18 protein-coding genes and 1 riboswitch are annotated in these 21,409 nt (G+C 69.9%); of the genes, 11 read left to right on the top strand and 7 right to left on the bottom strand.

Translation table 11 applies throughout. The features are described 5' to 3' along the window. Positions 1 to 94: 94 nt before the first annotated feature. Both LZ017_RS03795 and LZ017_RS03790 read right to left on the bottom strand, forming a co-directional pair. On the bottom strand, positions 95 to 379 hold the full coding sequence (locus tag LZ017_RS03795; protein ID WP_241298742.1) for a DUF3567 domain-containing protein: 285 nt from the start codon (positions 377 to 379) through the stop codon (positions 95 to 97). A gap of 201 nt (positions 380 to 580) precedes the next feature. Further along, positions 581 to 1,651, bottom strand: a complete 1,071-nt coding sequence (locus LZ017_RS03790; RefSeq protein ID WP_241298741.1) for a hypothetical protein — start codon at positions 1,649 to 1,651, stop codon at positions 581 to 583. Positions 1,652 to 1,692: 41 nt separating this feature from the next. On the opposite strand from LZ017_RS03790, the gene LZ017_RS03785 reads away from it, so the two are divergent. From LZ017_RS03785 to LZ017_RS03770, 4 genes are read left to right on the top strand one after another with little or no spacing between them, the layout of a single operon-like run. Further along, positions 1,693 to 2,694, top strand: coding sequence for a fumarylacetoacetate hydrolase family protein (locus LZ017_RS03785; protein WP_241298740.1), 1,002 nt, complete (start codon positions 1,693 to 1,695; stop codon positions 2,692 to 2,694). Next, on the top strand, positions 2,691 to 3,389 hold the full coding sequence (locus tag LZ017_RS03780) for a DUF4197 domain-containing protein (protein ID WP_241298739.1): 699 nt from the start codon (positions 2,691 to 2,693) through the stop codon (positions 3,387 to 3,389). The genes LZ017_RS03785 and LZ017_RS03780 overlap by 4 nt, the downstream gene beginning before the upstream one ends. A gap of 40 nt (positions 3,390 to 3,429) precedes the next feature. Continuing rightward, positions 3,430 to 4,077 (top strand): pyridoxamine 5'-phosphate oxidase family protein, encoded by a 648-nt coding sequence (locus tag LZ017_RS03775; RefSeq protein ID WP_241298738.1) that lies wholly within the window; start codon positions 3,430 to 3,432, stop codon positions 4,075 to 4,077. Between the two features lie 60 nt (positions 4,078 to 4,137). Then, positions 4,138 to 5,196, top strand: a complete 1,059-nt coding sequence (locus tag LZ017_RS03770; RefSeq protein WP_241298737.1) for a homocysteine S-methyltransferase family protein — start codon at positions 4,138 to 4,140, stop codon at positions 5,194 to 5,196. Positions 5,197 to 5,214: 18 nt separating this feature from the next. Here LZ017_RS03770 and LZ017_RS03765 read toward each other — a convergent pair whose 3' ends face one another. After that, complete coding sequence (locus LZ017_RS03765; protein WP_241298736.1) at positions 5,215 to 6,423, bottom strand: hypothetical protein; 1,209 nt, start codon at positions 6,421 to 6,423, stop codon at positions 5,215 to 5,217. Positions 6,424 to 6,540: 117 nt separating this feature from the next. Further along, positions 6,541 to 6,648: riboswitch (S-adenosyl-L-homocysteine riboswitch) on the top strand. 73 nt (positions 6,649 to 6,721) lie between these two features. Between LZ017_RS03765 and metH the strand changes: the two genes are divergently transcribed. Together metH and LZ017_RS03755 are read left to right on the top strand one after the other, a co-directional pair. After that, positions 6,722 to 9,469 (top strand): methionine synthase, encoded by a 2,748-nt coding sequence (gene metH / locus LZ017_RS03760; protein WP_241298735.1) that lies wholly within the window; start codon positions 6,722 to 6,724, stop codon positions 9,467 to 9,469. A gap of 158 nt (positions 9,470 to 9,627) precedes the next feature. Next, positions 9,628 to 10,302, top strand: coding sequence for a glycine zipper 2TM domain-containing protein (locus tag LZ017_RS03755; RefSeq protein ID WP_241298734.1), 675 nt, complete (start codon positions 9,628 to 9,630; stop codon positions 10,300 to 10,302). Positions 10,303 to 10,346: 44 nt separating this feature from the next. On the opposite strand, the gene LZ017_RS03750 is transcribed toward LZ017_RS03755, so the two are convergent. Further along, entirely contained in the window at positions 10,347 to 10,958 is a 612-nt protein-coding gene (locus LZ017_RS03750; protein WP_241298733.1) for a LysE family translocator, read from the bottom strand. 78 nt (positions 10,959 to 11,036) lie between these two features. Continuing rightward, on the bottom strand, positions 11,037 to 12,533 hold the full coding sequence (locus tag LZ017_RS03745) for a YifB family Mg chelatase-like AAA ATPase (RefSeq protein WP_241298732.1): 1,497 nt from the start codon (positions 12,531 to 12,533) through the stop codon (positions 11,037 to 11,039). Between the two features lie 260 nt (positions 12,534 to 12,793). Here LZ017_RS03745 and LZ017_RS03740 point away from each other — a divergent pair, with 260 nt between their 5' ends. Genes LZ017_RS03740 through LZ017_RS03730 form a run of 3 tightly spaced genes read left to right on the top strand, consistent with a single transcriptional unit; the run spans position 12,794 to position 15,464 of the window. Further along, positions 12,794 to 13,534 (top strand): TorF family putative porin, encoded by a 741-nt coding sequence (locus LZ017_RS03740; RefSeq protein WP_241298731.1) that lies wholly within the window; start codon positions 12,794 to 12,796, stop codon positions 13,532 to 13,534. A 20-nt stretch (positions 13,535 to 13,554) separates the two neighbouring features. Continuing rightward, positions 13,555 to 13,893, top strand: coding sequence for a P-II family nitrogen regulator (glnK, locus tag LZ017_RS03735; RefSeq protein ID WP_241298730.1), 339 nt, complete (start codon positions 13,555 to 13,557; stop codon positions 13,891 to 13,893). Positions 13,894 to 13,946: 53 nt separating this feature from the next. Next, positions 13,947 to 15,464, top strand: coding sequence for an ammonium transporter (locus tag LZ017_RS03730; RefSeq protein WP_241299257.1), 1,518 nt, complete (start codon positions 13,947 to 13,949; stop codon positions 15,462 to 15,464). Positions 15,465 to 15,593: 129 nt separating this feature from the next. On the opposite strand, the gene LZ017_RS03725 is transcribed toward LZ017_RS03730, so the two are convergent. Next, positions 15,594 to 15,977 carry a response regulator transcription factor gene (locus tag LZ017_RS03725; protein WP_241298729.1) on the bottom strand — a complete coding sequence of 128 codons (384 nt, stop codon included), beginning with the start codon at positions 15,975 to 15,977 and terminating at the stop codon, positions 15,594 to 15,596. Between the two features lie 114 nt (positions 15,978 to 16,091). Between LZ017_RS03725 and gshA the strand changes: the two genes are divergently transcribed. Then, on the top strand, positions 16,092 to 17,387 hold the full coding sequence (gene gshA / locus LZ017_RS03720) for a glutamate--cysteine ligase (protein ID WP_241298728.1): 1,296 nt from the start codon (positions 16,092 to 16,094) through the stop codon (positions 17,385 to 17,387). 27 nt (positions 17,388 to 17,414) lie between these two features. On the opposite strand, the gene LZ017_RS03715 is transcribed toward gshA, so the two are convergent. Next, complete coding sequence (locus LZ017_RS03715; RefSeq protein ID WP_241298727.1) at positions 17,415 to 18,389, bottom strand: LysR substrate-binding domain-containing protein; 975 nt, start codon at positions 18,387 to 18,389, stop codon at positions 17,415 to 17,417. 100 nt (positions 18,390 to 18,489) lie between these two features. Here LZ017_RS03715 and LZ017_RS03710 point away from each other — a divergent pair, with 100 nt between their 5' ends. Further along, positions 18,490 to 21,372, top strand: coding sequence for a TonB-dependent receptor (locus LZ017_RS03710; RefSeq protein ID WP_241298726.1), 2,883 nt, complete (start codon positions 18,490 to 18,492; stop codon positions 21,370 to 21,372). The last annotated feature ends 37 nt before the right edge of the window (positions 21,373 to 21,409 follow it).

Genomic DNA, 21,409 nt, shown 5'->3' with positions numbered 1-21,409 from the left:
GCGATTTTCCACGCCCGGCCGGGCGTTCACCAGGACGCCACCCTGCCACGGCCGACGTGGGGGCTGCGTCCGGCCGTGCGAGGTGCGTGCGGACTCAGTGCATCACGACGGGCTGCTGGCCCATGTCGGCATAGCGGCCGATGAAGTCGTCCAGGTCCTCTTCGTCGGGGCCTTGCTCGATCAGCGCGGCGACGCCTTCCTGGAATTGCTCCGCCAGCGCGCCCTCGATGAAGATTTCCTTGCGCGAGAACTTGTCGACGATCTCGAAGCCGCCGCGGCGCAGCGCCGGCCCGTCCTCGTGCCGTTCGTGGCTCTGCGTCTGCAGGGGCACATCGAACTGCAGCACGATGTAGCTGGACGAGTTGTAGAGCATGTGCATGGCGGACTCCTTTGACGCGGAGTTGCGGGCGCCTCCTGTCTTTTCAAGAGCCGGCCGGGTAACCCCGGCGCGGCCGCTCAAGAGGTGGGCATCCTTGAACCATGGTGGCAGAAAGCGCGCGGGCTGCCGATGGGCGGGGCTTTATTTGTGGCGGGCGCGGCACAAGATCACGGATACGGCCGCCCCCCGGGCGCGCGAGGTTCAGGGGGCCGACGCCGGCCGCTCCGGCCCCTCTGACCCCTCCGGCGCGGTCGCCGGGCCGGGCTCCACCGCCGCGGCCGGGACGCGCCACATGTCCCAGCGCAGCTCGCCGCCCTGCCACAGGCGGATGCGCAGCGGTGCGCCGGCGCCGGTGGGATCCAGCCACAGCTCCCAGTGCGCGGCCTGTGGCGGGGCGCCGACGGGGGGCAGGCCCCGCAGCTTCCAGACCTCGTAGTTGGCGCTGATCAGTTCGTAGACCTGGGTCTGCAGGCCGCGCCGCGGCGTGGCCAGCGGCACCTGCCATTGCAGCCCCGGCCGCGGCAGCGGCCGGTCGCCTGAGCCCAGGTGCTGGGCGACCACCCAGCCGGCGAGCTGCCACCAGACGGACAGCGGGTCCTGCGCGCCTTCGGGCAGCGCGCCGGCGCCGGTGCGCAGCAGCGCGGCATCAGGATCGCGCCCGTTGCGGAACTGCAGGGCCTGGCGTTCGCGCCCCTTGCGCAGCACCGCGAAGCGCTCGGGGATCATGCCGTCGCGGTCCCAGCGGCCTTCGCTGCGCCAGCCGGGCAGCGCGCGCTCGCCGAGCTGGCGCTGCAGCTCCAGTCGGTAGCGGCCATCGCCGAACTGCCAGTCCAGCCGGGCCTCGCCGGTTTCGTCGCCCTGACTCAGCACATAGGCCTGCATGCCCTCGCCCTCGGTCAGCGCGAAGCCGGCGACCGGCCGGGTGGACGCATGCCCGGCGTCGGGGAGCGGGCGGGGCATGTCGGTGTCAGGTCTTGCCGGCGTGGGCTCCGCGGGCGAGGGGCTGGTCGGGGTGGCGGGCGCGGGTCCGCGCGGGCGCGCCTGCGGGACGGGCTGGGGCACGGCCGCCGGCGGCGCCACCGGCGGCAGCACCAGGCGCGCCTGCACCGCGCGCGCGTCGCCGTGCCGCTGGGCCAGCGGGAGGGGCGTCGAGGGACGCAGCAGCCACAGGTGCCCGGCCAGCACCAGGGCCAGGCAGACGAACCAGCGCCGCAGCGCATGCGGGGACTCCGCGAGCCGCGGGCGACAATGGGCGCGAAGCCAGGCAAACAACCGGGCTGGGAACTGGGCCTGAATCAAGGATTGCGCAAGCAATGAAACTCGCCACTTACAGAGACGGTTCGCGCGACGGCCAGTTGGTCGTGGTCTCGCGCGATCTGAGCCAGGCATGCTACGCGAATGGCATCGCCACGCGCATGCGCGAGCTGCTGGACGACTGGGGCTTCGTCGCGCCGCAGCTGGAGGCGCTGTCGCAGGCCCTGAACCAGGGCCGTGCGCGCCACGCCTTCGCCTTCGACCCCAGGCAATGCATGGCGCCGCTGCCGCGCCCGGCCTGCTGGCTGTCGGCCGCGGCCTATCCGGCGTCGACCGAGAGGCTGCGCGGTCTGGGCCTGGCCCTGCCCGAGCCGGGCACCGACGCGCCCTGGCAGGCCGGTGGCAGCGAACGGCTGCTGGGGGCGACCGAGGCGCTGGGTGGCGTGCTCGCCGCGCACGAGCTGGACCTGGAGCCGCAGCTGGTGATGGTCTGTGGCGACATCGCGCAGGGCGCGGAGCCGGGGCAGGCGCTGGAGGGCGTGCGGCTGCTGGGCCTGGGCTGCGCCTGGGTGGCGCGCGCGCTGCAGCGCCTGGAGCTGCAGCGCGGGCAGCCGGCGCTGCACAGCCGGCCGGCGCTGAGCTTCGCGCCGGTGTTCGTCACGCCCGATGAGCTGGGCCTGGCCTGGGCGCAGGGGCGGGCGCGGCTGGCGCTGCACTGGATGTGGAACGGCCGCAAGCTGGGCCGCGCCACGCTGGACGAAGGACAGCGCTGGGGTGGCGGCGAACTGCTGGCCCAGCTGGCGCGCAGCCGCCCGCTCGCGGCCGGCAGCCTGGTGGGGCTGGGCTGCCCGGCCGGCGACCCGGCCTGCCTGGCCGACTTGCAGGCGCGCGAGACCGCGGACCGCGGCGACGCCCGCACCGGCGCCCTGCAACCCGGCGACAGCCTGCACATCCTGCTGAAGAATGCCGACGGCGACACACCCTTCGGCGTGCTGGATCTGGACCTCGTCGATCCGGCCGCCGACCTTGCTCCCACCGAAACCGGAGGAACCAGCCCATGAAGAACCCCATGCCCATCCGCCGCCGCCGTCTGCTTCGCAACGCCAGCCTGGGCGGTCTGGCCCTGCTGGGCGGGCTGCGCCCCGCGCTGGCCCTGAGCGAGAGCGATGCGGCGTCCGGCGTGCGCGCGGCGTTGGAACGCGGCGCCGATGCCGCGCTGGCCAGCCTGGGCCGGCGCGACGGCTTCCTGGGCAATCCGCTGGTGCGCATCGAGCTGCCCGGCGCGCTGCGCGACGGCGCCAAGCTGATGCGCGGCATGGGCCAGGGGCAGCGTCTGGACGAGCTGATCACCGCGATGAACCGTGCGGCCGAGGCGGCGATGCCCGAGGCCCGCCATCTGCTGGTGCAGACCGTGCGCAACATCTCGGTGGACGACGCGCTGCGCATCGTGCGTGGCGGCGACGACGCGGTGACGCGCTTCTTCGAAACCAAGACGCGCGCGCCGCTGACGCAGAAGTTCCTGCCCATCGTCACGCAGGCCACCGAGCGCCAGCAGCTGGCCGAGAAGTACAACGCCGTGGCCGGCCGCGCCGCCGGCTTCGGGCTGGTCCGCAAGGAAGACGCCAATCTGCAGGGCTATGTCACCGAGCGCGCGCTGGACGGGCTCTACCTGATGATCGGCGAAGAGGAAAAGAAGATCCGCCAGGACCCGGTGGGCACCGGCAGCGCGATCCTGAAGCGGGTGTTCGGTGCCTGACCGTGGGGGCGCCGACGAGGCGGGTTCGGAGGGCGCCCTGATGAGCCCGGATCCCCGGCCGCCCTGGCTGGACCTGACGCACGACCTGGCCAGCGTGGAGGCGCTGCGGCGCGTCTATCCGGAGCCGGAATCGCCAGCGACGCTGGACAAGGAGGCCGACCACATCCACCCGGTCTACCGGCCCTTCATCGAGGCCGCGCCCTTCGCGGTGCTGGCGACCCGCGGCCCGCATGGGCTGGACACCTCGCCGCGCGGCGACGGGCCGGGCTTCGTGCAGGTGGCCGACGCGCACACGCTGCTGCTGCCCGATCGGCGCGGCAACCAGCGCATCGACAGCCTGCGCAACCTCGTCCACGATCCCCATCTGGCGCTGCTGTTCCTGATCCCCGGCATCGGCGAGGCGCTGCGCGTCAACGGGCGCGGCCGCATCAGCGCGTCGCCGCCGCTGTGCGAGCGCTTTCGCCATGACGGGCAGCTGCCGCGTTCGGTGCTGGTGGTCGAGGTGCACAAGGTCTTCTTCCAGTGCGCCCGCGCCGTCAAGCGTTCGCGGCTGTGGGACCCGTCCGCGCAGGTCCCGCGCGAGCGGCTGCCGTCCACCGGCACCATCCTGGCCGCGCTGAGCCCGCGCGTGGATGGCGCCGCCTACGACGCCGAGCTGGAGGCGCGCCAGGCGCGCACGCTGTACTGAGCTGAGCGCCCCGTGGCCTTTCCCGGCCAGGGGCTTGACCGCCTTCCTACAATGGTGGTCATGAACGCCCCCGCCTCCGTCCGCTACACCCGCGGTGCCGCCCTGCCCGAGATCCTGCAACAGCGCATCGCCGTGCTGGACGGGGCCATGGGCACCATGATCCAGCGCTACAAGCTCACCGAGGCGGATTTCCGCGGCAGCCGCTTTGCCGACCATCCCAAGGACCTGAAGGGCAACAACGACCTGCTGGTGCTGACCAAGCCCGAGGTGATCCTGGAGATCCACGAGCAATACCTGGCGGCCGGCGCCGACATCATCGAGACCAACACCTTCGGCACCACCTCGGTGGCGCAGGAGGACTACGGCCTGCAGGACCTGGCCTACGAGATGAACGTGGCCGCGGCGCGCCTGGCGCGCCAGGCCTGCGACAAGTACAGCACGCCGGACAAGCCGCGCTTTGCCGCCGGCGCGCTGGGCCCGACGCCGCGCACCGCATCCATCAGCCCCGATGTGAACGACCCGGGTGCGCGCAATGTCGACTTCGACACCCTGCGCGCGGCCTATTACGAGCAGGCCAAGGGGCTGCTCGAAGGCGGCGTGGACCTCTTCCTGGTCGAGACCATCTTCGACACGCTCAACGCCAAGGCGGCGATCTTCGCGCTGGACGAGCTGATGGAGGACAGCGGCGAGCGGCTGCCGGTGATCATCTCCGGCACCGTGACCGACGCCTCGGGCCGCATCCTGTCCGGCCAGACGGTGACCGCGTTCTGGCACAGCGTGCGCCATGCGCGGCCGCTGGCCGTGGGGCTGAACTGCGCGCTGGGCGCGACGCTGATGCGCCCCTACATCGAGGAGCTGGCCAAGGCCGCGGGCGACACCGCGATCTCCTGCTACCCGAACGCCGGCCTGCCCAACCCGATGAGCGACACCGGCTTCGACGAGACGCCGGACGTCACCGGCCGCCTGGTCGGCGAGTTCGCCGCGGCGGGCTTCCTGAACATCGCCGGCGGCTGCTGCGGCACGACGCCGGAGCACATCCGCGCGATCGCGCACAAGGTTTCGGCCTACCAGCCGCGCCGCTGGGGCAGCAAGCTGTTCAGCGAGCTGGTGCAGGGCTGACACGCTCCGCGCGCCGGCTCAGGCGGAGCGCGCGGCCTTCAGCAGCTTGTCGTAGTTGAGCCGCAGCTTGAGCTCGTGCGGCGCCAGGCTGGCGGCCACCGCATGGGCGCTCTGGCGCGTGTCGCGCGGCACGGGGTCGCTCAGCGGCGTGCCGCTCTTGCCCAGCAACGCGGCGACGCGCGGCTCGTTGGGGCGCGGGCCGCGGCGCAGCACCATGCCCTGTTCGCCGCTGACCAGGCGCACCAGCGATCCCGGTGGGTACAGGCCCACCGCACTGAGCAGCGCGGCGCCGGCCTCGTCGGACTGCTGCAGCTCGTCCAGATGGATCGCGCGGGCCGCCTGCGTGGCCGACAGCGCCGGCCGCGAGCGGCGCGGGCTCAGGCGTGCCGCGTAGAGGTCCACGCGGTGCAGCAGCCGCGCCAGGCGGTCGGCCGGCTCTCGCCCGGCCAGCGCGCCGGGGCCGGCGTCGTGGTGCAGGCGCACGGTGTTCAGCCACAGCGCGTCGTCCACGCCCTGGCGGGCCAGCAGCGCGGCGGCGCGTTCGCCATGGTCTTGCAGCTGCTGGCGCTGCGCCGGGCTGAGCAGCTCGGTCTGCCCGGCATAGCGGTCCTGCTGCAGCGTGATGGCCAGGTTCATGGTCAGCGCCGCGCGGCCCAGGGCCTGGCGCTCGGCGGCCGGCCAGTCCAGCGCGCGGGCGGCCAGTTCGGCCAGCACCAGGCACAGCAGGCCGTGGCGGGCGCTGTAGTTCTGGTAGTCGTGGCCGGCCTCGGCGATCAGCAGCATCAGCGCGGCGTCGGGCTGGGCATCCAGCCGCTCCAGCAGGCGTCGGTGCAGCTCGTCCAGCCGGCCGGGCAGTTCGCTGCGCGCGGGGTCGCGCAGCAGGGTGTGGGTCTGCAGCTGCAGGTCGGCCCACAGCGCGGCTTCGCCGGTCTCGATGCCGCGCGCGGCGGGGCGGTCGGGCCGGAATTCGGCCTCGGCCTGCACGATCTTGGCCAGCGGCGCGCCCTGATGCATCAGGGTGTCCATCTTGTGCGCCAGCGCGCGCTGGTACTCGCGTGTCTCGTGTGCGGCGACCCAGCCGCCGGACTGGATCAGCTCGCGGACCTGCGGCGTGTCGCTGAGCACCTGGCCGGCGGCGAACAGCAGCTTGCCCTGCGCGTCGCGCACGGAAAAGCTCAGCACCTGGCCGAGGCGCAGGCTGTGGGGAGGCAGATGAACCAGGTCCAAGATGAGGTCGCGGGCACGCGTGGGGCGTCCCCAGATGCTTATCGGCGCGGCGCAGCATACGCTTGAATTCCCGCGTCCCGACACGGGATTCCGCGCGGCCGCGGGTAGAATTGCGCGCGTTCCGAGGAGCGTTGCGATGGGACCGGCCAAGCCGGCCCGCCAGGCTCGGACCGGCGGTCTTCTTCCTTCTGGGCGGAGGCCGCAGCCCAACGACGCTCACCGTCCCATGTCCATGGCCGCGGTGAGTCCGCGGCCTTGCGGGGACGGTCCCGTCCCGACCCCGAAAAAGGCCGCCGCCATGACCGCCACCGCCGCCCCCGCCCCGACCCTTGCCATCGCGCCGATGAAGCTGTCCGGCCTGGAGCCGGTGCAGATCGGCGCGGGCACGCTGTTCGTCAACATCGGCGAGCGTACCAATGTGACCGGCTCCAAGGCCTTCGCGCGCATGATCCTGAACGGCCAGTTCGAGGAGGCGCTCAGCGTGGCCCGCCAACAGGTGGAGAACGGCGCCCAGGTCATCGACATCAACATGGACGAGGCCATGCTGGACAGCAAGGCCGCGATGGTGCGCTTCCTGAACCTGATCGCGTCCGAGCCCGAGATCGCCCGCGTGCCCATCATGATCGACAGTTCCAAGTGGGAGGTGATCGAGGCGGGTCTGAAGTGCATCCAGGGCAAGGGCATCGTGAACTCCATCTCGCTGAAGGAGGGCGAGGCCGAGTTCAAGCGCCAGGCCACGCTGATCCGCCGCTATGGCGCGGCCACCGTGGTGATGGCCTTCGACGAGCAGGGCCAGGCCGACACCTACCAGCGCAAGACCGAGATCTGCGCGCGCGCCTACCGCATCCTGGTCGATGAGGTGGGCTTCCCGGCCGAGGACATCATCTTCGACCCCAACATCTTCGCCATCGCCACCGGCATCGAGGAGCACAACAACTACGCGGTGGACTTCATCGAGGCCACGCGCTGGATCAAGCAGCACCTGCCCGGCGCCAAGGTCTCGGGCGGGGTCTCCAACGTGTCCTTCAGCTTCCGCGGCAACGAGCCGGTGCGCGAGGCCATCCACACGGTGTTCCTGTACCACGCGATCCAGGCCGGCATGGACATGGGCATCGTCAACGCCGGCATGGTCGGTGTCTACGACGAGATCGAGCCGGACCTGCGCGAGCGCGTCGAGGACGTGGTGCTGAACCGCCGCGCCGACGCCACCGAGCGCCTGCTGGAGGTGGCCGAGAGCGTGAAGGGCGCGGCCAAGGATGACAGCGCCAAGCTGGCCTGGCGCGCCGGCACCGTGGACGAGCGGCTCTCGCACGCGCTGATCCACGGCATCACCGAGTTCATCGATGCCGACACTGAGGAGTGCTGGCAGGCCATCCACGCCAAGGGCGGGCGGCCGCTGCATGTGATCGAGGGACCGCTGATGGCGGGCATGAACGTGGTCGGCGACCTGTTCGGCGCCGGCAAGATGTTCCTGCCCCAGGTGGTCAAGAGCGCCCGCGTGATGAAGCAGGCGGTGGCCCACCTGGTGCCCTACATCGAGGAGGAAAAGCGCCAGCTGGCCGCGGCCGGCGGGGACGTGAAGCCCAAGGGCAAGATCGTCATCGCCACCGTGAAGGGCGATGTGCACGACATCGGCAAGAACATCGTCACCGTCGTCCTGCAGTGCAACAACTTCGAGGTCGTGAACATGGGGGTGATGGTCCCCTGCCAGGACATCCTGGCCAAGGCCAAGGTGGAGGGCGCTGACATCATCGGCCTCTCGGGCCTGATCACGCCCAGCCTGGAGGAGATGCAGCATGTCGCCGCCGAGATGCAGCGCGACGACTACTTCCGCATGAAGAAGATCCCGCTGCTGATTGGCGGCGCCACCACCAGCCGCGTGCACACCGCGGTGAAGATCTCGCCGCACTACGAAGGCCCGGTGGTCTACGTGCCCGACGCCTCGCGCTCGGTGGGCGTGTGCGCCGATCTGCTGTCCGACGAGCGCGCCACCCGCTTCATCGACGAGCTGAAGTCCGACTACGACAAGGTCCGCACGCTGCACGCGAACAAGAAGAAAACGCCGCTGGTCACGCTCGCCGAGGCGCGCGCCAACAAGCACCGCGTGGACTGGGCGCACTATGCGCCGCCTGCGCCCAAGTTCGTCGGCCGGCGCGAGTTCCGCAACTACGACCTGGCCGAGCTGGCGCAGTGCATCGACTGGGGCCCGTTCTTCCAGACCTGGGACCTGGCCGGTCCTTTCCCGGCGATCCTGAAGGACGAGATCGTCGGCACCGAGGCGCAGCGCGTGTTCAGTGACGGCAAGCGCATGCTGCAGCGCCTGATCGAAGGGCGCTGGCTCACCGCCAATGGCGTGATGGCGCTGTACCCCGCGGCCCAGGTCGGCGACGACGACATCGCGATCTACAGCGACGAGAGCCGCCGCGAGGTGCTGATGACCTGGCGCGGGCTGCGCATGCAGTCGGAGCGCCCGGTGGTCGACGGCGTGAAGCGCCCCAACCGCGCGCTGGCCGATTTTGTCGCGCCGGCCGGCACGGTGCCGGACTACATCGGCCTCTTTGCCGTCACCGCCGGCCTGGGCTGCGACAAGAAAGAGGCGCAGTTCCTCGCCGACCACGACGACTACTCCGCCATCATGCTCAAGGCGCTGGCCGACCGTCTGGCCGAGGCCTTCGCCGAGCGGCTGCACCAGCGCGTGCGCACCGAGCTGTGGGGCTATGCGGCCGATGAGCAGCTGTCGAACGAGGCGCTGATCGCCGAACAGTACCGCGGCATCCGCCCCGCGCCGGGCTATCCGGCCTGTCCGGACCACCTGGTCAAGCGCGACCTGCTGCGCGTGCTGCAGGCCGACGCGATCGGCATGGGCCTGACCGAGAGCATGGCGATGACGCCGGCCGCCAGCGTCAGCGGCTTCTACTTCTCGCATCCCGAATCCACGTACTTCAACGTCGGCCGCATCGGCGACGACCAGCTGCAGGACTGGGCGGCGCGCATGGCGCTGGACGCCGCGGCGGCGCAGCGCGCGCTGGCGCCCTTGCTGGACTGAGCGGCAGGCCCGGCGCGGCAGCGCCGCCCTGCGGCCCTGCTGTTTCAGGCTGTTGCACCCGTTGCGTCGGCCCGGGCCGCAAACATGTAACAGCGTGGCATTCTTTCTCCATGGGTGCCCGGGTTCTGCCGGGCGCAGCAACAAGAAGGAGTAGTTCCATGGCCCTCAGTTCCAACCAGATCCTGGCCGGCGTCGCGGGTGCCGGTGTGGTGTTCGTCGCCGCCTATGCGCTGGGGCGGCACCAGGGCGTCTCGGAACCGGTCACCGCCCCGGCGGCGCTGGCCGCGGCGTCTTCGCAAGCACTGGCTCCGGCGGCGAGTCAGGCCGTGCTGACGGAGAGCCGAGGCACGGAGGCCGCGCGCGAGGCCGCTCCGTCCAAGCCGGCGCCGATGGCGCGCACGGGCACTGCCCAGCCGCCGATGACGCATCAGGGTGGTGGCAAGCCCCCCGTGGTGGCTGGCGAAACGGCTCCCCCGGCTCAGGCCGCGGCGCCTCGCTTGTGCGCCGAATGCGCCACGGTGGTGTCGGTGCGGGCCGAGACTCGCCAGGGCGAAGCCAGCGCGCTGGGCACGATAGGCGGTGCGGTGGTGGGCGGCCTGCTGGGCAACCAGATCGGCGGCGGCACCGGACGCAAGATCGCGACGGTGGGGGGCGCGGTGGCGGGTGGCTATGCCGGCCGCGAGATCGAGAAGCGCGCCAACTCCCACCAGGTCTGGGTGGTACGGCTGCGTTATGGCGACCAGAGCACCCGCAGCATGGAGCTGCGCCATGACCCCGGCCTGCGCAGTGGCGACGTCGTGCGCGTGCGCGACGGCCAGATCGAGCGTCAGTAAGGCGCTGCGCGCGAGGCGCACCGCCCGTCGCAGCCGTCCCCGCGTCAGCTGCGCGCGGGCAGCGCCGCGCCGATGGCGATGAAGACCGCGCCGCAGCCCTGGTTGAAGCGCCGCCCGCTGCGCTTGAGCCAGGGGCTGATGCGGTGGGCCATGCCCGCGATCAGGCATTCGGTGGCGATCTCGACCAGCGCGAAGCTGCCCGCCATGATCGCGAACTGCAGCCACAGGCTGCGCTGCGGATCGATGAACTGGGGCAGGAAGGCGGCGAAGAAGAGCAGGCCCTTGGGGTTGGTGACCGCCGACAGCAGCCCCTGGCGGAACATCTGCATGCCGCGCGCCGGCTGGGCTTTGGCGCTCAGCTCCACCCCGATGGGAGGCGAGCGCCACACCTGCAGGCCCAGCCACACCAGATAGGCACCCCCCAGCCACTTCATCACGATCAGCCAGGTCAGCGAGCTCTTCAGCAGCGCGCCGATGCCGAACATGGACCCGGCGATCACGATCACGAAGCCCAGCGCGCCGCCCAGGATGGTGAACAGCGTGCGCCGCGGCCCGTGCATCACGCCATGGGTCAGCGCCAACAGGCCGTTGGGTCCGGGCGAGAGCGACAGGCCGGTGGCGGCCAGCAGATAGATCAGCCAGGTGTGCAGGTCCATGCGCGCATGCTAAGCGCCAGCGACGGCCGGCTGGCTCCGGCGCAACCCTGGACCGAGGACTTGCCGGCATAGACGGGCTCAGAGCCCGCGCCTGAGCTGCACCGCCTCGGCCATCTGTGCCGGTTGGATCGAATCACTGCCCGCCAGGTCGGCGATGCTGCGCGCGATGCGCAGCACGCGGTGGTAGCTGCGGCCCGACCAGGCCAGCTTGGTGGCCGCGCGGTGCAGCAGCGCGAGCGCCGCGTCGGTGGGGTGGGCCTGCTGGTCCAGCTCGGCGGCCCCGAGCCGGGCGTTGACTCGGCCCTGGCGAGCCAGCGCCAGGGTCTGGGCCTGCCGCACGCGGGCGGCGACCGCCGTGCTGGCTTCGCCGTCGGGCGCGGCGGACAGTGCCTCGGGCGGCAGCACGGGCACCTCCACGCGCAGGTCGATGCGCTCCAGCAAGGGGCCGGAAATGCGGCCTTGATAGCGCGTCACCTGTTCAGGCGAGCAACGGCAGGCGGTCAGCGGATTGCCCAGCTGGCCGCAGGGGCATGGGTTCATCGCGGCGAGCAACTGGAAGCGGGCGGGGAATTCGGCCTGCCGCGCCGCGCGCGAGATGAGGATGCGGCCGGTCTCCAGCGGTTCGCGCAGCGCCTCCAGCGCCGGGCGGCTGAACTCGGGCAGTTCGTCGAGGAAGAGCACGCCATGCTGGGCCAGCGTGATCTCCCCGGGGCGCGGGGGGGATCCGCCACCCACCAGGGCCACCGCGGACGCGCTGTGGTGCGGCGCGCGGAAGGGGCGCCGTCCCCAGCGCGCGAGATCGAAGGGACCGGCCAGGCTTTGCAGCGCGGCCGACTCCAGGGCTTGCTCGTCGTCCAGCGGCGGCAGCAGGCCCGGCAGGCGCTGCGCCAGCATGGACTTGCCGGTGCCGGGCGGGCCGATCAGCAGCAGGCTCAAGCCGCCCGCCGCGGCGATCTCCAGCGCTCGCTTCGGGCCGGCCTGGCCCTTGATGTCGCGCAGGTCCAGCGGGTCCGGGGCCGGCGGCGCGGCGCTGCCGGAGGGCGGCGGCAGCGTCCGCTGAGGTGGGGTTTGCAGCGCGGCGACCAGTTCCAGCAGGTGGCCGGCCTCGCGCACCGTCAAGCCCTGCACCAGCGCCGCCTCGGTGGCGCTGCCGCGCGGCAGCAGCAGCTCGCGCCTGCCGTTGCGCAGGGCCAGGGCCATGGCCAGCGCGCCGCGCACCGGCCTGAGCTCGCCGGACAGCGCCAGCTCCCCGGCGCATTCCAGTCCGGGCAGGCGGTCGGCGGCGATCTGGCCGCTGGCCGCCAGCAGGCCCAGCGCGATGGGCAGGTCGAAGCGCGAGCCCTCCTTGGGCAGGTCGGCCGGGGACAGGTTGACGGTGATGCGCTTGTCATGGGGGAAGCTCAGGCCGCTGCTGATCAGCGCCGCGCGCACGCGTTCGCGCGATTCCTTGACCTCGGTCTCCGCCAGACCCACCAGCGTGAAGCTGGGCAGGCCATTGGCAAGATGGACTTCCACGTCCACCGCCGCCGCATGCAGGCCGTCCAGGGCCCGGCTGTGCACCACCGCCAACGACATCGCGCCTCCTCGTGCCGGCCTTTGCGGCCGGCCGCATTGTGGGCATGCACCGTGGCGGCCGTCATGCACGTTTTCGGGGCGACATCGGCCGGCCGGGGCCAGACGGATTCTCACCATCTTGGTGCATCGATGCCATCCGGGAGCGGGTTGCCGGAGGGAGGCCCGAGCTGGTGCAGGCCGCGCCGCGAGCTGGCACGGAAGCTGCGTAAAGCAGCTCGAACCCTTTCTCCCACGCTACTCAACGCTCCAGGAGCCCTCGCATGAAGTCCATGATCGCCGTGCTTGCTGCCAGCCTCGCCGCCACCGCCCTGCCGGTCCACGCCGAGGAGGCCAGCCCGTTGACCTTCAACATCGGCGCGACCAGCGACTATCGCTATCGCGGCATCTCGCAGTCGCGCCTGAAGCCGGCGCTGCAGGGCGGGGTGGACTATGCCCACGCCAGCGGCTTCTACATCGGCAGCTGGGCCTCGACGATCAAGTGGATCAAGGACGTGCCCGGCGGCGACGCCAGCGTCGAGATCGATGTCTATGGCGGCTACAAGACCGAGGTCGCCCAGGGCCTGACGCTGGACGTGGGCGCGCTGACCTACATCTACCCCAGCAACAAGCTCAGCCCCAACGCCAACACCACCGAGCTGTACGCCGCGCTGAGCTATGGCCCGGTGACGGCCAAGTACTCGCATGCGTTGACCAACACCTTCGGCAACGTGGACAGCAAGAACAGCGGCTACCTGGACGTGTCGGCCAGCTTCGAGATCGTTGATGGGTGGACGCTGGCGCCGCATGTGGGCCACCAGTGGATCAAGGGGCCGGCCCGCTCGGCCGCGTCCTACACCGACTATTCGCTGGCGCTGTCCAAGGACTTCAAGGGCCTGGTCCCCAGCCTCAGCGTGGTCTCGACCAATGCCGACAAGGACTTCTACGTGCCGGGCGCCAACGCCAACAGCACCAAGTTCCTGGGCAAGACCGGCGTGGTCGTCGCGCTCAAGTACAACTTCTGAATCCGCTCGAGGAGAGAGCCATGAAACTGATCACTGCGGTCATCAAGCCGTTCAAGCTGGACGAGGTGCGCGAGCAGCTCAGCGCCATCGGCGTGCAGGGACTGACGGTCACCGAGGTCAAGGGCTTCGGTCGCCAGAAGGGCCATACCGAGCTGTATCGAGGCGCCGAGTACGTCGTCGACTTCCTGCCCAAGGTGAAGATCGAGGCGGCGGTGGCCGACGCGGTGGTCGAGCAGGTCATCGAGGCGATTGAAAAAGCTGCCCGGACCGGCAAGATCGGTGACGGGAAGATCTTCGTCTCCCCGTTGGATCAGGTGGTGCGCATACGCACCGGCGAAACGGGCCAGGACGCGCTCTGACGGCGCGCCGGCTCTCCCTCACTAGCCCCTAGACAACCCGGAGATCGTTCATGTTGAAGAAACTCCTTGCCGGCGCCGTGCTGGCGCTGGCGGTGCTGGCGCCGGGCGCCTGGGCGCAGGAGGCCGCGTCCGCCGCGGCCTCCGCCGCCGATGCCGCCTCCGCCGTGGTCGCCACCGCGGCGGCCTCCGCCGCCGCTCCGGCGGCCGAAGCCGCCAGCGCCGCCGCTGCGGCCCCCGTGCCCAACAAGGGCGACACCGGCTGGATGATGCTGTCCACGCTGCTGGTCATCCTGATGACGGTGCCGGGCCTGGCGCTGTTCTACGGCGGCCTGGTGCGCAGCAAGAACATGCTGTCTGTGCTGATGCAGGTGATGGTGACCTTCTCGCTGATCGTCGTGCTGTGGGCCCTGTACGGCTACAGCCTGGCCTTCACCGAGGGCAATGCCTACATCGGTGGCTTCGACCGGCTGTTCATGAAGGGCATCTGGGACAACGCCACCGGCACCTTCGCCAACGCGGCGACCTTCAGCAAGGGCGTCGTGATCCCCGAGATCGTGTTCGCCGCCTTCCAGGCCACCTTCGCCGGCATCACCTGCTGCCTGATCGTTGGCGCCTTCGCCGAGCGCATCAAGTTCAGCGCGGTGCTGCTGTTCATGGTGCTGTGGTTCAGCTTCAGCTACCTGCCGATCGCTCACATGGTCTGGTTCTGGATGGGCCCGGATGCCTACACGGCCGCCAACGTGGTGGACGAGATGAACGGCAAGGCCGGCCTGATCTGGCAGTGGGGCGCGCTGGATTTCGCCGGCGGCACGGTGGTGCACATCAACGCCGCGGTGGCGGGCCTGGTGGGCGCCTTCATGGTGGGCAAGCGCATCGGCTATGGCCGCGAAGCCTTCACGCCGCACAGCCTGACGCTGACCATGGTGGGCGCTTCGCTGCTGTGGGTGGGCTGGTTCGGCTTTAACGCCGGTTCGGCGCTGGAAGCCAACGGCTTTGCCGCGCTGGCCTTCATCAACACCTTCTTCGCGACCGCCGCCGCGGTGCTGGCCTGGTGCGTGGGCGAGGCGCTGACCAAGGGCAAGGCTTCGATGCTGGGCGCCGCCTCGGGCGCGGTGGCCGGCCTGGTGGCCATCACGCCGGCCGCGGGCAACGTGGGCATCGGTGGCGCGCTGGTGATCGGCCTGATTGCTGGCTTTGCCTGTCTGTGGGGCGTGTCGGGCCTGAAGAAGCTGCTTGGCGCGGACGACTCGCTGGACGTGTTCGGCGTCCACGGTGTGGGCGGCATCGTCGGCGCGCTGCTGACCGGCGTGTTCAACTCGCCCAGCCTGGGCGGCCCCAGCGCGGTGGGCGACTGGGTTACGGCCAGCGCGATCACCGCCGAGGCGTACTCCATCGCCGGCCAGGTCTGGACCCAGGCCAAGGCGGTGGGCGTGACCGTCGTCTGGTCCGGCGTCGTGTCGCTGCTGTCCTACAAGATCGTGGACCTGGTGATCGGCCTGCGCGTCAGCGAGGAAGAAGAGCGCGAGGGCCTGGACATCTCGGCCCACGGCGAGACGGCCTATCACAAGTGACGGGATCGCCCCGGAGCCCGGTGGGCTCGGGGCGGGCCGAGCCCCGGACGGCCGCCAATCCGGCCAACCCGGCCAAACGCGCCCGCGGGGGAGACTCCGCGGGCGCAAGCGTTGACGCCGCCGCGTGCCTTAGTCCGGAGCGGATTCGGTCAATTGCTGCTTGATCAGCTCCACAAGCTTGGCGGGGCTGAAGGGCTTGTGCAGCACCGCATGTGCCCCGGCCTCCAGCGCGGTGTTGCGGTCGGCGGTGCCCGCGCGCGCGGTCAGCATCACGATGCGCAGCCGCGCGTGGTCGGGGCTGGAGCGCAAGGCCTGGCACAGAGCCAGGCCGTCCATCTCGCCCGGCATCATCCAGTCCAGCAGCGCGACGTCCGGGTGCATGGTGCGGGCCATCTGCAGGCCCAGCTGCGCATTGGTGGCTTCGAAGAGCTGGAGGTCTTCCTCCTCCAGTGTCCAACGCACCAGGCGCCGGATCTCGGCCTGGTCGTCGACGATCAATACCTTGGCGGTCATGCCAGCTGCTTCCTCGCAAGCTCTGTGTACACCCTTGAACGGCTGGCCCGCGCCCCCACCTTCATCGGTCCCTAGAATGGGCCGGATCCGTTTGGCCCCGCCCGATTGTCCAACATGGTCCCACATCTCATCACCGCCCTGACCGGCCCGATCAACGAGCTGGAGCAGCGCATCCTCGAGTCCATGCCAGCGATCGAGCGCTGGTTTCGCCTCGAATGGATGGAGCACACGCCGCCGTTCTACACCTCGGTGGACCTGCGCAACGCGGGCTTCAAGCTGGCGCCGGTGGACACCAACCTGTTCCCCGGCGGGTTCAACAACCTGACCCCGGAGATGCTGCCTTTGGCGGTGCAGGCGGCAATGGCGGCGATCGAGAAGATCTGCCCCGAGGCCAAGAACCTGTTGCTGATCCCGGAGAACCACACCCGCAACAGTTTCTACCTGACCCACATCGAGACCCTGGTGCGCGTGTTCACGCTGGCGGGCCTGAATGTGCGGCTGGGGACGCTGGACGATAGCGTCAAGGAGCCGCAAACCCTGAACCTGCCCGACGGCGGCACGCTGCTGCTGGAGCCGGTGCAGCGCCAGCGCTCGCGGCTGGGGCTGAAGGACTTCGATCCCTGCACCATCCTGCTCAACAACGACCTGTCGGCCGGCATCCCGGACATGCTGCGCCATCTGCACGAGCAGTACCTGCTGCCGCCGCTGCATGCCGGCTGGGCGCTGCGGCGCAAGCGCAACCACTTCCGTGCCTACGAAGAGGTGGCGAAGAAGTTCTCCAAGCTGCTGGGCATGGATCCGTGGCTGATCCATCCGATGTCGGTGGCGGTCGACGGGCTGGACTTCCAGACCGGCCAGGGCATGGACGCGCTGCAGGCCCAGGTGGACGCGGTGCTGACCAAGACCCGGCGCAAGTACAAGGAGTACGGCATTCAGGAGCGGCCCTTCGTCGTCGTCAAGCCCGACGCCGGCACCTACGGCATGGGCATCATGACGGTGCGCGACGCCAAGGAACTGGACGAGCTGAACCGGCGTACCAAGAACAAGATGTGCACCATCAAGGACGGCCGCCCGGTGCACGAGGTCATCGTGCAGGAGGGCGTGGCCACCCACGAGCGCATCCACGACGCCGTGGCCGAGCCGGTGGTCTACATGATGGACCGCTACGTGGTGGGCGGGTTCTACCGCGTGCATGCCGAGCGCGGCGAGGACGAAAACCTCAACGCCCCGGGCTCCAGCTTCGTGCCGCTGGCCTTCGCGCAGGCCACCCAGCTGCCGCGACCCGGCGAGCGGCCGGGCGCCAGCGCCCCCAACCGCTTCTACATGTACGGTGTGATCGCCCGCCTGGCCATGCTGGCCGCCAGCTACGAGCTGGAGGCCACCGATCCCGAGGCCGAGAACTACAGCTGATCCGGCGGCGCGGCGCGCGCCGCCGCGTCAGTCGCCGGCCTGTGCGGCATCGATCGCCGCGCGGTCCAGCAGCATCTTGAAGTGCTGCACCGCCTCGCCCTGCGGTTCGGGCAGATGCCAGACCATCAGCGAGGACAGGCGGATGTCCACGGGCAGCGGCAGGATCTTGGCGATGCCGCGGCGCGTCGCCAGGCGCGCCACGTGCAGCGGCACGATGTTGACCAGCGGCATGCGACGCATCAATTCCATCGCCAGCATCACGTCGCCCAGCTCGATCAGCTGCGTGGGCGGCGGCAGTCCGATGTTCTGCCACATGCGGTCCAGCAGCGCGCGCGAGCGTGTGCCAGGCAGCTGCCAGATCCAGGTCTGGTCGCGCAGCTGTTCCCAGCTGACGCGCCGCGCCTTGGCCAGCGGATGGTTGAGGCTCATGATGACCACCTCCGGGATTTCCCCTAGCGAGTGGCCTTCCAGGTCTGTGGGCTCTTCCGGTTCGGGCGTGCGCGCGATCACCATGTCCAGCCGCCCCGCGCGCAGCTCGGCGAAGAGGTCGCGCAGCGCGTGCGTGCGCACACTGAGCGTGACCTGCGGGTAATCGGCCTTCATTGCCACCAGCGCATTGGGCAACACCTCGGCCAGCACCGCGTTGGTGGCGCCGATCAGCAGCGCGCCCGAGGCGCCGCGCACCATGGACGCGATGTCCTCGCTGCCGCGGCGCAGGTCGGCCTCCAGCTTGCGGGCCAGCAGCAGCAGCCTTTCACCGACGGCTGTCGCGCGGAAGCTACGGCCGCGGCGGGCGAACAGGGTTTGTCCTAGCTCTTGCTCCAGCTCCGCCAAGGCCTTGCTGACCGCGGGCTGCGTGACATGCAGCAACTCGGCCGCCGCGCTGACGCTTCCCCCATCTGCAACGGCCAGTAACACCCGCAGATGACGCAGGCTCAGGCGTCGGGCGACGAAGGCCTCGGCCTGCTCGGGCGATACCGCTGGCGGCGCGTTCATAACCATCCAGAAACTCCACTTAACAAAGCTTCATGTGCCGTACTTATGACTGAAATACGGTCCAGCTTCCGCCATCAGGCGGATTGACAGAACACAGAGGATACCGATGAAGCACCGCCCCCATCTGATCGCGCTGGCCGCCATGGCCATCGCGGCCCACGCTCAGGCCCAGCAAGCCCCCGTGCCTGCCCAGAAGATCGAACGCGTCGAAGTGACCGGTTCGTCGATCAAGCGCGTCGATTCGGAAACCGCCTCGCCGCTGCAGGTGCTGAAGGCCGAGGACATCGCCCGCTCCGGCGCGACCAGCCTGGCTGAGCTGATCCAGATGCTGCCGTCCGTGTCCGGTGGTGGCCAGGCCGACGGCACGAGCAGCAGCTTCTCCGATGGTGTGTCGACGATCTCCATGCGTGGCCTGGGCTCGGCATCCACGCTGACCCTGATCAACGGCCGCCGCATGGCCGCCGCCGCCACGGCCAACCCGAACGCCGGCCAGTCTACGTTGTACAACCTGAACAACATCCCGATGTCCGCCATCGAGCGCATCGAGGTGCTGAAGGATGGCGCGTCCGCGATCTATGGCTCCGACGCCATGGCCGGTGTCGTGAACTTCATTCTGAAGAAGGAATACCGGGGCCTGGAAGCCAAGCTGACCGCCTCCGGCGCGACGCAGGGTGGTTTCCGCACCAATTCCGCCAACATCTTCGGGGGCTTCGGCGACATTGACAGCCAGGGCTTCAACGTGATGGTGGGCCTGGACGTCTCCAAGCGCTACTCCACCGGCGTGGACAAGCTGCAGGGCGTGTCTTATGACGAATGGGCCCTCGCCACCGGCACCGGCGGCAAGCTGTCCAATCGCACCGACCCCGACAGCGCTCTCGTCTTCTCGCCCAACTTCTGGCGCGAGACCGGCGCTGGCACGGGTTCGTTCAACACCTCCACACCCATCCCGCCCAAGAACGGCAGCTGCCCGGCGCCCGCTGTCTACAGCACGACCTTCCTGGCCAATGGCGCCCCGGTCTGTGCGATGGACACCAGCGTCTACGAGCGCTTCCAGGAGCCCTCCAAGAGCGCCAACCTGTTCTCGCGTGCCACCTTCATCGTGTCGCCTGACCTGACGGCGACCGTGGAAGCGGCCTATTCGCGCCTGGAAAACCAATACACCAACGCCGCCGGCTACGCGACGCTGGGTTCCGGCCTGTCCGAGTGGTTCGACCCGAACGGCAACCGCCGCACCTTCCGCCACATCATGGCGGCCAATCATCCGGACAATCCGCTGTTCCAGGCGGACCCGAACAACAAGCTGCGTGTGGTGACCAGCGCGCGCCTGGGAGACATCCCCCGTGGCTCCGAGGTCAAGCAGGATGATGTGCGACTGGTCTTCGACCTGAGCGGTTCGCACTTCGGCTGGGACTGGAACGGCGGCATTCTGTACAACACCTCCAAGCGCACCGAGACCGAAACCGGCCTGATCCACTCCGTGACCGCCCAGGCCGCGCTGGACAAGTACCGCTTCGGTGGCAACAACAGCCCCGAGCTGCTGGCCCAGATCAGCCCGACCGCCATCAGCAAGGGGGACACCAAGGTCACCATGGTGAACCTGAAGGGCAGCCGCGAATTCGGCCGACTGGCCGGTGGCGCGATCGGCGTGGCCGCGGGTGTCGAGTTCCGCCAGGAAAGCATCGACATGCGTCCCGACGCGAACCTGGACGCCGGCAACTTCGTCGGCCGCGGCGGCTCCAAGGCCACCGGCGACCGCCGTGTGACCTCGGTCTTCGCCGAGGCGGTGCTGCCTGTGTTCAAGACCTTCACGCTGGAAGCCGCGCTGCGTTCCGACCAGTACAGCGACTACGGCAACTCCACGACGCCCAAGCTGGGCTTCAAGTGGAAGCCGCTGCCTCAGTTGGCCTTCCGCGGTACCGCGGCCGAGGGCTTCCGTGCCCCCAGCCTGACGCAGATCTCCAAGTCCGCCGTGGCCAGCTTCCAGTCCATCGGCACTTGGCGCGACGCCGTGCGCTGCCCGCTGGGCGCCGATGGCCTGCCGGCCAAGATCCCGGGCGCGACCAACTACGACACCCAGCTGGCCAACGAGTGCAACCGCAACGCCAGCAGCGGCAACTCGCGCACCATCGCCGCCTTCATCGTGGCCAACCCGGACCTGCGGCCTGAGACGTCGCGCAGCTTCACGCTGGGCATGGTGTTCTCGCCCATCGAGTCGCTGAACGGCACGCTGGACGTCTACCAGATCACGCGCAAGAACGAGGTGGACCGCCTGAGTTCCAGCGACGTGATGCAGCGCTTCTTCGAACTGGGGGACACCTCGTACAAGAACGACATCATCCGCAGTGCCGACCCGGCGACCGCGCTGAAGGACAAGGACGGCAACGTCATCCCCGGCACCGAGCGCGTGGCCCTGGTCAAGCGCAAGTACCTGAACCTGGGCCAGACCCGCGTGCGCGGCATCGACCTGGAGCTGTCGCACCGTGCCGCGCTGGGTGGCGGTCGTCTGAACACCAGCCTGTTCCTGGGCTATGTGCATGACTTCCGCATGCAGCGCGACAAGGGTCTGCCGATGGTGGACATCAACGACTCCATGGCCGACGAACTGCCCAAGTACAAGGGCCGCATCAGCTCGTCCTACTCGCTGGGCGACGTGACCCTGTTCGGCGCGGTGAACTATGTCCACAGCATGGGCCTGCCGCGCTACAACCTGGCCACCGGCGAGCGCCAGGACTGCAGCCCGTCCTACTCGGGCAGCCCGCAGGTGACGGCGGCCCTGGGTGGCGATTGCCGCGTGGCCTCGTACACCACGGTGGATCTGGGCGTGACCTTCCGGCCGATCAAGGGCCTGAGCCTGCAAGCGACCATGCGCAACGCCTTCGACCGCGCCGCGCCCTACACCCCGACCTACGATCTGTATGGCTGGGACAAGGGCCTGTACAGCGCTGCGGGCCGCACGCTGACGGTCAGCGCCAGCTACAGCTTCCTGTAATCCGCGCCCTCGCGCGACGCCAGGGCCCGCTTCGGCG

It is taken from the genome of Pelomonas sp. CA6 (assembly GCF_022549225.1).
Classification (GTDB): domain Bacteria; phylum Pseudomonadota; class Gammaproteobacteria; order Burkholderiales; family Burkholderiaceae_C; genus Roseateles.
Note: the sequence above shows the minus strand (reverse complement) of the source record. Positions and strands in the feature narration are given on the sequence as shown.